Below are 12155 nucleotides of genomic sequence, written 5' to 3' on the forward strand. Positions count from 1 at the left end.
GACGACGAGTCGGTTGCTTGAAGAAACGCACCCTAGCGGCAGTGGGTTGCTTCACGCAACCCGACCCGGCTACGATCGTCGCAGCGTGCTGCGCAGCGACTACGACGGACAGACCTGCTCGATCGCCCGCACCCTCGAGGTCGTCGGGGAGCGGTGGACGATGCTCGTCCTGCGCAACGTCTTCCTCGGCCTGCGCCGCTTCGACGAGATCCAGCGCAACCTCGGCATCGCCCGCAACGTCCTCGCCGACCGGCTCGGCACGCTCGTCGAGCACGGCGTGCTCGAGAAGGTCCCCTACCAGGAGCGCCCGGTCCGTCACGAGTACCGGCTGACCGAGAAGGGCGTCGACCTCTGGCCGGTGATCGTCTCGCTCATGCAGTGGGGGGACCGCCACGCCCCGACGCCCGCCGGGCCCCCGGTGCTGCTGCGTCACCGCGACTGCGGCGGCGCGGTCTCCCGGCACCTCACCTGCGAGGCCTGCGGCGCCGCCCTCGGGCCGCGCGACGTGCGCTCGCTCCCCGGTCCCGGCGCGCCGCCGGACCACCCGCTGCTGGTCGCGCGGGGCGCGGCCGACGGCGGCTGATCCCGAGCGCCCGGCCGCCGCGGCGTCAGGCCGTCGCGCCGACCGGCACGGGCGCCGGTGCGGCCTCGTGCGGAGGGTCGGCCGGAGCGTCCGGCTCCGTGCGTGCCGGCTGGGCGGGCGCCCGGCGCGGGCGCAGGTTCAGCACCACGACCGCGCTCAGGACGAGCAGGGCGCCCGCGAGCTGCACGGCCGTGAGCGCCTCGCCGTAGATCGTCATCGCCAGGCCGACCGTGACGACCGGCTCGAAGGTCGAGACGATCGACGCCCGCGACGGTCCCACCCGCGCCATGCCCGCGAGGAACAGGGTGACCGCGCCGACGGTGGACACCAGCGCGATCGCGACGATCCACCCCGCCGCGCCGACCATCGCCCCGGGGTCGAGCTCCCCGCTCGCGAGCCAGGCGACGCCGAACGAGAACGCCGCCCCGGTGGTGATGAACGCCGACAGCGCGAACGGCTCCGCGTCGGTCGCGGCCCGATCGGTGCAGAGGATGTACGTCGCGTACGCGAGCGCGGCGCCGACCGCCATCGTGACCCCGAGGCCGTCGAGGTCGCCGACCCCGCCGCCGAGCAGCACGAGGATGCCGCCGGTCGAGGCGGCGCCCAGCGCCGCCCAGGTGCGGGCGCCCGGCGTCTCGCGGCCGGTGGTCAGCGCGCCGAGCACGACGATCACGGGGTGCAGATAGAGCAGCAGCGCCACGAGCGACGCGTCGATCCGCGTGAGCGCCCCGAAGTAGAGGCCGGACTGCGCGGCGTACCCGACGGCACCGAGGAGCAGGCCGGCCTGCACGGTCGCGCGCGACGGGGCGAAGCGCGCGGTGCCGCGCCGGTGGCGGACGGCGACGACGATCCAGAACACGAGGGCCGCGCAGACGAACCGCGCCTCGAGCAGCGAGAGGACGCCCAGGCCCGTGGCGTACGCCTCCTTCGCGAACACGGCCATGCCGCCGAACGCGGTGGCCGAGCCGAGGACGAGCGCGAGTCCACGCAGGTCGGAGGAGGGGGAAGGGGCGGGCACGGACCGCAATCTAGGCACCCGAGGTGGATCGTGCCAGCCTTGATGACCTTGCCGATCCATAGGATCGTCCTATGACACTGCTGCAGCTGCGCTACCTCCTCGCGACCGTCGAGCACGGCTCCTTCAGCGCCGCGGCCGACGCGCTGCACCTCGCGCAGCCGACGCTCAGCGAGCAGTTGCGCAAGCTCGAGCGCGAGCTCGGCGTCGAGCTCTTCCGCCGCGTCGGACGCGGCATCGTGCCGACCGAGGCGGGGCTCACGCTGCGCGACCACGCCACCGCGGTCCTCGAGGCGGTCGACGGCGCGGTCGATGCCGTCGCCGCCGTCCGCGAGCTGCGCGGTGGCGTCGCCACGTTCGGCACCTGGGGCACCGCGCGGTACTACCCGGGCGCCGAGATCGTCGCCGCGTTCCGCGCCCGCCACCCCGGTGTCCGCGTCCGCATCGTCGGCCAGAACTCCGCCGAGGTCGTCGCGATGATCCGCTCCGGCGAGCTGGAGGCGGGCATGGTCGCCCTGCCCGTGGACGACCGCGACCTCGAGATCCGCCCGATCATCGACGACGAGGTCGTGTACGTCAGCGCCCACCCCGAGCACGTGCGCACGTCACCGACGATCGAGACCGTGGCCGCCACGCCCCTGGTCCTGTCCGAGTCGACGTTCGGCACCGAGGACCCGACCCGCCGTCAGCTCGTCGAGCGCGCGCAGCGCGCGGGGGTCGACGTCGACCCGGAGATCGACGTCGAGGACATCGAGGCGGCACTCGATCTCGCCGCGCTCGGGCACGGGGCGACGATCGTCGCGCGCGGGATGCTCCGCGGCCTCGGCGACCGCGTCCCCGCGAACCTCGGCTGGACCCCGTTCGCCGAGCCGCTCGTCGACACCTTCGCGTTCGTGCACCGCCGCGGCGCGCACCTCTCCCCGGCCTCGCGCGCGTTCCTGGAGCTGGCGGAGGCGCATCTGCTCGACCTCGCCCGCGCGCTCCGCGTCTCCCCGCCCTCCCGCCGCCCGGCGCGCGGGCCCGTCACCCGCCTCGCGTGAGTGGCGGGGCGCCACGTTCAGGTCGTCGCACCAGGTTGTTGGACTAGAGCGTGCCCGCGCCGGGCAGGACCGGCCGCGTTCGGGGGACCACCACCGACCGCAGTACAGGAGACGGCATGAGGAAGTCATGGTTGGGGATCGCGGCCGCGGTCCTCCTGGGGGTCACGGCGACGTCCGCAACCGCAGCGGAGCAGCAGCCACAGCGCATCATCGGCGGCGGACCGATCCAGATCACGCAGGCGCCCTGGCAGGTCGGGCTCCTGCTCACCGACGCGAACTTCCCGTTCCGCGACAGCAGCATCCGCGGCCGCTTCATCTGCGGCGGCTCGATCGTCGACGCGACGCACATCGTCACCGCGGCGCACTGCATGTTCCCCTCGGAGGGCTACGAGGCCCAGCCGGAGGACCTCGAGGTCCTCGTCGGCGCCACGCGCCTGGGCAACGGCCTCACCGTCCCGGACGAGGGCACGCGCATCCCCGTCGCCTCGATCCAGCGCGACCAGCGCTTCGTCGACGGCGGCAACTACGCGCACGACTACACCGTCCTGACGCTCGCCCGGCCGATCCAGTTCAGCGACCGCGCGCAGCCGATCCAGCTCGCCACGCCCGAGGAGCAGGTCCTCTACCGCACCAACGGGCAGTCGGCGTTCGTCTCCGGCTGGGGCAGCACCATCCCCTACCCGGCCGACTTCCAGGGCGACCCGCCGTCGGACCGCCCGACCGACCTCAAGCAGGTCGGGGTGGACATCGTCGACGACGCCACGTGCTCGTCGATCTACTCCTCCGCCGGCCTCGACTTCACCGAGGAGGTCTGCGCCGGTGACCGCGTCAACGGCGGCCGCGACGCCTGCCAGGGCGACTCGGGCGGCCCGCTCGTCACGCTGTCCGACAACGTGCCGATCCTCATCGGCATCGTCAGCTTCGGTGGCGGCTGCGGTGACGCCCGCGCCCCCGGCGTGTACGCCGAGGTCGCCGCCCAGCGCGCGTTCCTCAAGGCCGACGCGGGCCCGGCGATCCGCAACATCGCGCGGCCGACGCTCACCGGCACCCCGCGGGTCGGCGAGACGCTGACCTGCAACCCGGGCACCTGGACGAGCGCCCCGACGTTCACCTACCGCTTCGCGCGGGTCGGCGGCGGGACCCTCAGCGGGCCGGGCGGCGCGCCCACGTACGTCCCGGTCGACGCCGACGCGGGCACCCAGGTGATCTGCGAGGTCGCGGGCACCAACGCGGCGGGCACCCGGACCGTGCAGACGACCGCGGTCACCATCGCCGCCCGTCCGCAGGCCCCGGCGCCCACCCCGACCCCGACCCCGCAGCCGCCGAGCACGCCCGGTCCCGACCGGGTCGCGCCGCAGATCACGTCGCTGACGATGACGTCGATCTTCCGGCCCACCACGACCGGCTCGTCGCCGTTCGCGACCGCCAGCGCGGTCACCCGTCGCGGCGGCCGGCTGTCGTTCCGCCTCAGCGAGGCGGCCCGCGTGCAGCTGACCATCACCCGGCTCGCCAACGCGGTCGGCCCGAAGAGCCGCTGCGGCTTCGCCCGCACGAAGGCCAGCGACCTCAAGCGGGTCGCGCTGCAGACCCGGTCGCTCGCCGCCGGGCGCAACACGCTCACCGTCTCCGGGCGCGTGAACGGCCGGCCGCTCCCGCGCGGCCGCTACGCGGTCCGCCTGCACGCCCGTGACGCCGCGGGCAACCTGGCCTCCCCGCGGACGGTGACGTTCACCGTCTGCTGAGCCCGGCCCACCCCCGTCGCGACGCGTCAGTCGCGGCGGGGGGCCGCCGTCCCGCCGCGCAGCACGCGCAGGAACGCGTCGCTGGCCCGCGGCGACAGGTTGTGCAGCACCCCGAGCAGCCGCACGATCGACGGGAACGCCAGCCCGCGACGGTCCTGCTCCACCGCCTCGACGATCTTCCGCGCGAGGTCCGGCGCCGGCGCCGCGTCCGGGCCGCCCCGGTACCAGTCCGGCATCGTCGCCTTCTCGTGGTCGTGCAGCGACGTCGCGATCTCCCCGGGAACACCGTCGTCAGCGACACGCCCGTGCCGCTGAGCTCGTGCCGCAGCGCCTCGGCGAACATCCGCTGCGCCGCCTTCGTCGCGCCGTACACCGCCGCCCACGGGAACGACCGCAGCGCCGCCCCGGACGACACCACGACGATGTGCCCGTGCGCCGCGTCCAGCAGGTGCGGCAGCCCGTGGTGGACCGTGTACAGCGTCCCGTACCAGTTGATGTCCGTCATCCGCCGGGCGTGCTCCAGCGGCTGGTCGCGGAACGGCCCGTAGTGCGTGATCCCCGCGTTGGCGACCAGCAGGTCCAGGCCCCCGGCCTGCGCGACGAACCCGTCGATCGCCGCCCGGACCGCCTCGTCGTCGGAGACGTCGCACGCGAACACGTGATGGGACCCGGGCAGCGACGCGGCGAGCTCCGCCAGCTCCTGCTCGTTGCGGGCCGCGAGCCCGACGACCGCGCCGCGCGCCGCCAGCTCCTGCGCCAGCGCGCGCCCGATCCCGCGTGAGGCGCCCGTGACGAACGCTCGTGTGCCCGGTCCGATCTCCATCGCGCGAGCGTACCCGGACACCGGTCGATCGGACGCTACGATCGAGGCCATGAGCGCTCCGCACGCCACCGTCGCCGAGGAGGAGTACCTCCAGACCCTGTTCTGGCTCCACGAGGTGGGCCTGCCGATGACGGGCGCCAACGTCGCCCGCGCCATGCAGCTCTCCGCCCCGACCGTCCACGAGATGATCGGCCGCCTCGAGCGTGACGGCTACATCGAGCGCGGCCCCGACAAGGTCATCGCCTTCACCTCCACCGGCCAGGAGCACGCCGAGGGCATCGTCAGCCGCCACCGGCTCATCGAGCGCTACCTCACCGACGTCGTCGGCGTCCCCTGGGACGACGTGCACGAGGAGGCCGAGCGGCTCGAGCACGCCATGAGCCCCCGGTTCGAGGCGTACATGCGCCGCGCGATCGGCGACGCCACCACCTGCCCGCACGGCCACCCGATCGAGGTCGGGCAGCGCGGCGAGGCCGTCCCGCTCGCCGACGTCGAGCTCGGCGCCAGCGTCGAGATCATCCGCTTCGAGAACGAGGCCGAGGACCTCCTGCACTACCTCAAGGAGTCCGGCCTGGAACCCGGCCTCACCGGCACCCTCGACAGCAAGGACGAGGACGCCGTCGTCGTCCTCGCCGCCGACGGCCGCCGCTGCTCGGTCACCCCCTCCGTCGCCGAGACGATCAGCGTCACCGCCGACCCCAGCCCGCCCTCGCGCACCGCGCTGCCTGACCAGCTCGTCCTCGCCAAGGACAAGTGGGGCATGTGACCTCCGGGGCGTCCGGGCGCCCCTGACGGTCCGCGCCGGAGGTCCGACCCCGGGCCGTGCGCCCGCGACCGCCGTGCGAAGCCCGCGCCTGGTGGAGGGAGACGTACGGCGGTCGCCGGCACCGGCTGCGCGACCGCGGGTGTCCGCGGCGGCTCAGAGCGCGACGTGCCCGGTGACGACCGTGGTCGTCGCGCCCGCGACCCAGACGTCGCCGTCGGCGGCGGACACGTGGACGCGGCCGTCGCGGCCGATCGCGGTGCCCTGACGGGCGACGTACGGCTCGGCGAGCAGGCCGTCACCGAGCAGCCACTGCCCGAGCGACGCGTTCAGCGACCCGGTCACCGGGTCCTCCGCGACCGTCCCGTCCTCGGGGAAGAACGCGCGGACCTCGAGCTCGTGCCCCGCCCCCGGCGCGGTCACCGCGGCCAGCCCGAGCTTCAGCGCCAGCGCGTGCGGGCGCCGGACCGCGAGGACGTCCTCGGCGCTGCGCAGCAGCACGCCCAGCCAGCCCGGCCCGTTGTCGACCCAGCGGGCGGCGACCACCCGGTCGGCCGACAGGCCGCAGGCCTCGAGCACGTGCGCGAGATCCTCCGCGTCGACGGGGCCGTCGCGGACCAGCGGCGGTGCCGCGAACGCGAGCAGCCCGCCCGCCGTGCGGCGCAGCTGCACCGGGCCCGCGGCGCACTCCTGCACCACGCGCTCCGCCGGCCGGCCGTCGAGCCACGCGTGGCAGGTGCCGAGCGTCGGGTGTCCCGCGAACGGCAGCTCGCCGCCGGGCGTGAAGATCCGCACCGCGTAGTCGGCGCCCGAGCCCGGGGTGGGCGGCAGCACGAACGTCGTCTCGGAGAGGTTCGTCCAGCGGGCGAACGCCTGCATCTCCGCGGTCGACAGCCCGGTCGCGTCGAGGACGACGGCGACCGGGTTGCCCGTCCCCGGCGCGGTGCCGAAGACGTCGACCTGGGCGAACGGCCGGCGCAGCGTCAGGCCGCGGTCGGGTCCTTGACGATGCGGATGTACGGCTTGGGCTCGTCCCAGCCCTCCGGGTACTTCTCCTTCGCGGCATCGTTGCTCACCGAGCCGGCGATGATCACGTCCTGGCCGGGCTGCCACTGGGCGGGCGTCGCGACCTGGTGGTTGGCGGTCAGCAGCAGCGAGTCGACGACGCGCAGGACCTCGTCGAAGTTGCGGCCCGTGGTCATCGGGTAGATGAGGACGAGCTTGATCTTGCGGTCCGGCCCGACGACGAAGACGTTGCGCAGCGTCGCGTTCTGGGCGGGGGTGCGGGCGGTCGGGTCGCCGTCGACGTCCGCGGGGAGCATGCCGTAGGCCTTCGCGACGGCGTGGTCGACGTCGGCGATGATCGGGTAGTTGACCGCGCTGCCCTGGGTCTCCTCGATGTCCTTGCTCCACTCGGAGGAGCCCTCGACCGGGTCGGTCGAGATCGCGAGGATCTTCACGCCGCGCTTGTCGAACTCGCCCTTGATCGAGGCCATGTAGCCGAGCTCGGTCGTGCACACCGGCGTGAACGCGCGCGGGTGCGAGAACAGGACCGTCCAGCCGTCGCCGGCCCAGTCGTAGAAGCTGATCGGGCCGTCGGTGGTGTCGGCCTGGAAGTCGGGGGCGGTGTCGCCGATGGTCAGCGTGGGCATGCGGGGATCTCCTTCATCAAAGGGGGAATGCCGATCGGGTTTTCGATCATAACGGGGTGGGGTCGTCGGCCTGGCGCGCCGCTGCTAGCGTCGCGCGACCATGCCGCGTCGCCTCCTCCCGCCGGCCCTGCTCGGCGCCGCCCTGCTCCTCGCCGCGCCCACCGCCGCGACCGCCGCGCCGGCCGACCGCGCGAGCGCGCTGGCGGCCTGGCAGGCCGCCCAGGTCGACGCCGCCGTCCCCGCGGGCTGGACCGGGGCCGTCGGCGGCTGCGACCCCGGGAACGAGAGCGACGCCTCGCGCGCGGCGACGCTCCGCACGATCAACACGCTGCGCTCGTTCGCCGGCGTCCCGCCGGTCACGCTCTCCGACGAGTACAACCGCAAGGCGCTCGCCGCCGCGCTGATGATGCGCGCCGCGTCCGACCTCAGCCACGACCCGGGCCCGGCCTGGCCCTGCTCCTCGGCCGAGGGCCGCGAGGGCGCCGCCTCCAGCAACCTCTTCCTCGGCCTCGCCGGGCCGGCCGCGATGGTCGGCTACGTCGACGACGAGGGCGTCGCCTCGCTCGGGCACCGCCGCTGGGTGCTCAACCCGGCCGCCACGACCTTCGGCACCGGGTCCACCGGTGCGCGCGACGGCAGCGGCCCGCCGACGAACGCCCTCTGGGTGTTCGGCCCCAGCGCCCCGGTCGCGCCCGGCACGCTCGTCGCCTGGCCGCCCGCGGGGTGGACGCCCTGGGAGTGGGTGTTCGCCGACTGGACGGTCGCCGTCGGCGGCGACGGCCAGACCGTCGACCTGTCCGCCGCCACCGTGACCGTGACGCTCGACGGCGCGCCGCTCACCGTCAGCGGCATCCGCGACATGGGACCGGGCTACGGCAGCGGGCGCACGCTCTCCTGGCAGGTCGCCGTCCCGCCGACCGCGCGGACGGGCGACCACGTCCTCGAGGTCACCGTGGGCGGCGCCACCGTCGACGGCGCGCCCACCCCGATCAGCTGGCGCGTGTCGGCGTTCCGGGCCCAGGGCACGGGCGGCGGCACGGGCGGCGGGGGCGGCGGCACGGGCTCGGGCGGTGGCACCGGCACGGGTGGCGGCTCCGGCTCCGGCGGTGGGACCACCACCTCGGTGAGCTTCACCCGTCGCCCCGCGATCACGGGCGCCAGCCGCGGGACGACCCGCGTCGGCGCGCTCCTGCGGGCCCGGACCGGGCTGCGTGGCGCGACCCGCACCACGTACCGCTGGCGTCGCGACGGCGCGACGATCCGGGGCGCGACGCGCTCCTCCTACCGGGTGACGCGCCGCGACCGCGGCCGGCGGATCAGCGTGCGGATCACCGGCCGTGACGCGGCGGGCCGCACGGTGGTCGCGACGAGCGCCACCGTGCGGGTCCGGCGGTAGCCCCGGGGCTACAGCGAGCGGTAGGCGTCGGCGAGGCGCTTGATGCCCTCGTCGATCTGATCGGCCGTCACGCCCGAGTAGGCGAGCCGCAGCGTGTTCTGTCCGCCCTCGAGCAGGAAGTCCGTGCCCTTCACGAACGCGACGCCGCGCTCGTTGGCCGCGTCGAACAGCCGGTCGACGTCGGTGCCCTCCGGCAGCGACACCCACATGAAGTAGCCGCCGTCCGGCGCGACGAACTCCGCCTCCGGCAGCTCGCGCGCGAGCGCGGCCGTCAGCAGGTCGACGCGCTCCTCGAGCGCCGCCTTGACGGTGGCGATCGAGCGGTCGAGCCCGCCGCTCACGCAAAACTTGTGGACGATCGACTGCGCGACCTGGTTCGGCGAGATGTACGTGTTCGTCGCCCGCTTGGCGATCGCGGCGATGACGTCCTTGGGCCCGACGAGGTAGCCGACGCGGATGCCCGGGCACACCGTCTTGGAGAACGAGGAGGCGTAGACGACGTTCTGCGTGTCGGCGCCGCCGTCGAGGTCGAGCATCGTCTCCAGCGACTCGCCGCGGAAGCGGATCGCCACGTACGGGTCGTCCTCGAAGATCGTGAAGCCGTACTGCTTGGCCAGCGCCAGGAGCGCCTGCCGCTTCGCCAGCGACAGCGTGTAGCCGGCGGGGTTCTGGAAGTTCGGGATGATGTGCGCGAGCGTCGGGCGGACCCCGGACTCGAGCAGCTGCGCGAGCTCGTCGGTGTCGATGCCGTCGGGCTGCAGGGAGACCATGTGGACCTCCGCGCCGCGCCCCTTCAGCGACAGCAGCGTGCGGTCGTAGGTCGGCTTCTCGACGATCACCGGCTTGCCGGACTCGACGAGCTCGTCGAACAGGAACGCGTCGGCCTGCATCGAGCCGTTCGTGACGAGCACGTTCTCGGGCGCCACGCCGTGACGCTCGGCGATCCACGCGCGCAGCGGCACGTAGCCGATCGACGTGCCGTAGCCGGTGGTGCCCGCCGGGTCCTCGGTGAACGCCTGGGCGGCCGCGGCCTTCAGGCCCTCGATGTCGACGATGTCGAGGGACGGGGCGCCGCGGGCGAAGGAGATCGTGTCAGCCATGTCTCGCACTCTACGGATGGGGCTTTCCGAGCGCCCATCGGCACGCCGCCGGGTTCGTGCTTGACTCACCGCACCGTTGTGCCGACAGTGGTGTTCGAGCCCACGCGTGCCCCGCCCGACCGTCCCCCATCGCCTGCTGACCCTCGGCGCCGCCTGCGGCGCGAGCTTCGCGCTCGCCGCCGGCGCGGCGCTCGCGCTCGACGCGGACCTGCCCGGATCGGGGCCGGACACCACGCCGACCGCGACGGCCGCGGCGGCGAAGAAGCCCGCCGCGGGGCGTGGGCCGAAGGGCCCACGGGGCCTGCGCGGCTTGACGGGCCGGCGCGGCCCGCAGGGCGCGCGCGGGGCGACCGGGGAGACCGGTGTCGGCGGCGCGCAGGGTCCCGCGGGGCGCGAGGCGATCGTGCTGCAGCCGATCTCGATCAACTGGCAGAACGGCCAGTCCACCGGCCGCGACCGCGCGACCTTCACGGCGCCGGGCATCGGGCAGGGCCAGGTGATCTGCTCGCGCGACGCGCAGATGATCACCTTCCGCCGCTACGACCAGCGCAACGACGTCGCCCTGTGGGCCGCGAAGGTCTTCGACCGCTCCGACGGCCAGAGCGTCTTCGACGTCAAGCGTGGCCTCCTCACCCAGTTCACGGGCGAGGAGGTCAACGAGGGCTTCAACCTCACCGCCGACGCGCTCCGGGGCGACGGCGCCTACCGGGGGTCATCGCCAGCCACGGCGACCGCTCCGGCCCGGGGGTCCGGGCCCGGCACCGACCGCCTTCCACCTGACCTTCCACTGGCGCTTCGGCGACCAGTTCGGCGACCGCTGCTACGTCGCCGGCTCCTTCACCACCGAGAGGTGACCATGACGTCCCGCCGCACGCTCCTGCTCGCCACCGTCCTCAGCGCCGTCCTCGGCGTGCTCGCCGTCGGCGCGGTCTCGGGCGCGGTCACGGGGGGCTCGTCCTCGTCGTCGTCCTCGTCGGGCTCGGAGCGGCCGACCGCGTCCGCCGCCGCGACGAAGAAGTAGACGAGCTCGCGGCGCGGCCCGCGCGGCCCGCGCGGTCCCCGGGGCCTGCGCGGCCGGACCGGTCCGCGCGGCGCCACCGGGCTCGTCGGCCCGCAGGGCGCGCCGGGCGCGCAGGGGCCGCAGGGCCCGGCGGCGGTCGAGGTCGCGCGGTCGCTGACCGTCAACTGGACGCAGAACCGCTTCGCGGGCCGGGAGAGCGCGTCGGCGACGCTGCCCTCGGTCGGCCGGGTCGACGTCGTCTGCACCGACGCCGAGCAGGTCCTGCAGCTCACGCCCGCCCGGGGCGACCAGCGCACGGCGCTGGGCCTGCAGCGCTTCGAGGGCACGACCGGCAGCCACCAGCAGCTGCTGTCGACCGGGCCCGCGGACCCGATCCGGGTGACGCTGCCGCCCAACGGCATGCTCACCGGGACGATCAGCCTGCAGCCGGTCGCGGGGGACGGCGGCGCGGGTCCGGCGCCGGCGACCTTCACGCTCTCCTCGGCGTACGTGGTCAACGACGGCGCCAACAACAGCTGCCACGTCGCCGCGCAGATCCTCGCCGCCGGTAGCTGATCCGCCATCGCGGCGGACGGATGTCCGGCACGGTCGTCCCGGAAATCGGTCGATGGTGGCCGGGATGACCGACGTCGCCCTCCGTGTCCTGATCGTCGACGACGATCCCGCCTACGGGCGTCTCGCCGGGCTGCTGCTCGAGGAGGCGCGCCCCGGAGTGGTGCAGACCCGCACCGCCACGACGCTCGCCGCGGCCCTCGCCGCCGGGCCGTGGGAGCCCGGGTGCGTGCTGCTGGACCTGAGCCTGCCGGACGGCGGCGGCCTCGACGCGGTCGCGCGGCTGCGGGACGGCGGGGTGGATGCGCCGGTGCTCGTGCTCAGCGGGCGGACCGATCCCGGGATCGCCGATGAGGCGGTGGCCCGTGGCGCCGCCGGCTTCCTGCCCAAGGGCCGCGAGCTCGACGGTGGGCTCGCGGCGGCCGTCGCCGCGATCGCGCCCTGCCCTGTCAGCTGAACGTTTGCGTA

General features: G+C 74.7%; 13 protein-coding genes and 1 pseudogene. 8 read left to right on the forward strand and 6 right to left on the reverse strand.

What is annotated here, in order from left to right:
• Positions 1 to 85: 85 nt before the first annotated feature.
• The gene (locus GKE82_RS17920) at positions 86 to 583 is read left to right on the forward strand and encodes a helix-turn-helix domain-containing protein (protein ID WP_309233688.1); all 498 of its coding nucleotides are present in this window, start codon (positions 86 to 88) and stop codon (positions 581 to 583) included.
• 25 nt (positions 584 to 608) lie between these two features.
• Here GKE82_RS17920 and GKE82_RS17925 read toward each other — a convergent pair whose 3' ends face one another.
• Positions 609 to 1601, reverse strand: coding sequence for a DMT family transporter (locus GKE82_RS17925; protein WP_196189292.1), 993 nt, complete (start codon positions 1599 to 1601; stop codon positions 609 to 611).
• A 71-nt stretch (positions 1602 to 1672) separates the two neighbouring features.
• Between GKE82_RS17925 and GKE82_RS17930 the strand changes: the two genes are divergently transcribed.
• On the forward strand, positions 1673 to 2638 hold the full coding sequence (locus GKE82_RS17930) for a LysR family transcriptional regulator (protein WP_154734233.1): 966 nt from the start codon (positions 1673 to 1675) through the stop codon (positions 2636 to 2638).
• Between the two features lie 116 nt (positions 2639 to 2754).
• Positions 2755 to 4380 carry a serine protease gene (locus tag GKE82_RS17935; RefSeq protein WP_154734234.1) on the forward strand — a complete coding sequence of 542 codons (1626 nt, stop codon included), beginning with the start codon at positions 2755 to 2757 and terminating at the stop codon, positions 4378 to 4380.
• A 26-nt stretch (positions 4381 to 4406) separates the two neighbouring features.
• Here GKE82_RS17935 and GKE82_RS28935 read toward each other — a convergent pair whose 3' ends face one another.
• Together GKE82_RS28935 and GKE82_RS31580 are read right to left on the reverse strand one after the other, a co-directional pair.
• Positions 4407 to 4616, reverse strand: coding sequence for a hypothetical protein (locus GKE82_RS28935; RefSeq protein ID WP_230316216.1), 210 nt, complete (start codon positions 4614 to 4616; stop codon positions 4407 to 4409).
• Between the two features lie 83 nt (positions 4617 to 4699).
• Positions 4700 to 5359, reverse strand: a pseudogene (locus tag GKE82_RS31580) (SDR family oxidoreductase); the annotation flags it as partial.
• Here GKE82_RS31580 and GKE82_RS17945 point away from each other — a divergent pair.
• The gene (locus GKE82_RS17945; RefSeq protein WP_107568431.1) at positions 5253 to 5969 is read left to right on the forward strand and encodes a metal-dependent transcriptional regulator; all 717 of its coding nucleotides are present in this window, start codon (positions 5253 to 5255) and stop codon (positions 5967 to 5969) included. The pseudogene GKE82_RS31580 and the gene GKE82_RS17945 sit on opposite strands and share 107 nt — an antisense overlap.
• A 153-nt stretch (positions 5970 to 6122) precedes the next feature.
• On the opposite strand, the gene GKE82_RS17950 is transcribed toward GKE82_RS17945, so the two are convergent.
• The gene (locus GKE82_RS17950) at positions 6123 to 6947 is read right to left on the reverse strand and encodes a PhzF family phenazine biosynthesis protein (protein WP_154735241.1); all 825 of its coding nucleotides are present in this window, start codon (positions 6945 to 6947) and stop codon (positions 6123 to 6125) included.
• 2 nt (positions 6948 to 6949) lie between these two features.
• Positions 6950 to 7618 (reverse strand): peroxiredoxin, encoded by a 669-nt coding sequence (locus GKE82_RS17955; protein ID WP_107568432.1) that lies wholly within the window; start codon positions 7616 to 7618, stop codon positions 6950 to 6952.
• A gap of 100 nt (positions 7619 to 7718) precedes the next feature.
• Here GKE82_RS17955 and GKE82_RS17960 point away from each other — a divergent pair, with 100 nt between their 5' ends.
• The gene (locus GKE82_RS17960) at positions 7719 to 9014 is read left to right on the forward strand and encodes a CAP domain-containing protein (RefSeq protein ID WP_154734236.1); all 1296 of its coding nucleotides are present in this window, start codon (positions 7719 to 7721) and stop codon (positions 9012 to 9014) included.
• A gap of 8 nt (positions 9015 to 9022) precedes the next feature.
• Here GKE82_RS17960 and GKE82_RS17965 read toward each other — a convergent pair whose 3' ends face one another.
• A complete protein-coding gene (locus GKE82_RS17965) occupies positions 9023 to 10114 on the reverse strand; it encodes a PLP-dependent aminotransferase family protein (RefSeq protein ID WP_107568433.1) in 1092 nt (363 codons plus the stop codon).
• A gap of 106 nt (positions 10115 to 10220) precedes the next feature.
• Between GKE82_RS17965 and GKE82_RS17970 the strand changes: the two genes are divergently transcribed.
• The 3 genes from GKE82_RS17970 (at position 10221) to GKE82_RS17980 (ending at position 12144) form a co-directional block, all read left to right on the forward strand.
• Positions 10221 to 11135, forward strand: coding sequence for a collagen-like protein (locus GKE82_RS17970; RefSeq protein ID WP_154734237.1), 915 nt, complete (start codon positions 10221 to 10223; stop codon positions 11133 to 11135).
• Between the two features lie 378 nt (positions 11136 to 11513).
• Positions 11514 to 11690: a hypothetical protein gene (locus GKE82_RS28945; RefSeq protein WP_154734238.1), complete on the forward strand. Its 177-nt coding sequence runs from the start codon at positions 11514 to 11516 to the stop codon at positions 11688 to 11690.
• Positions 11691 to 11754: 64 nt separating this feature from the next.
• On the forward strand, positions 11755 to 12144 hold the full coding sequence (locus tag GKE82_RS17980; protein ID WP_196189294.1) for a response regulator: 390 nt from the start codon (positions 11755 to 11757) through the stop codon (positions 12142 to 12144).
• Positions 12145 to 12155 lie beyond the last annotated feature (11 nt).

Source organism: Conexibacter sp. W3-3-2 (genome assembly GCF_009707605.1).
GTDB classification, from domain to species: Bacteria; Actinomycetota; Thermoleophilia; order Solirubrobacterales; family Solirubrobacteraceae; genus Paraconexibacter; species Paraconexibacter algicola.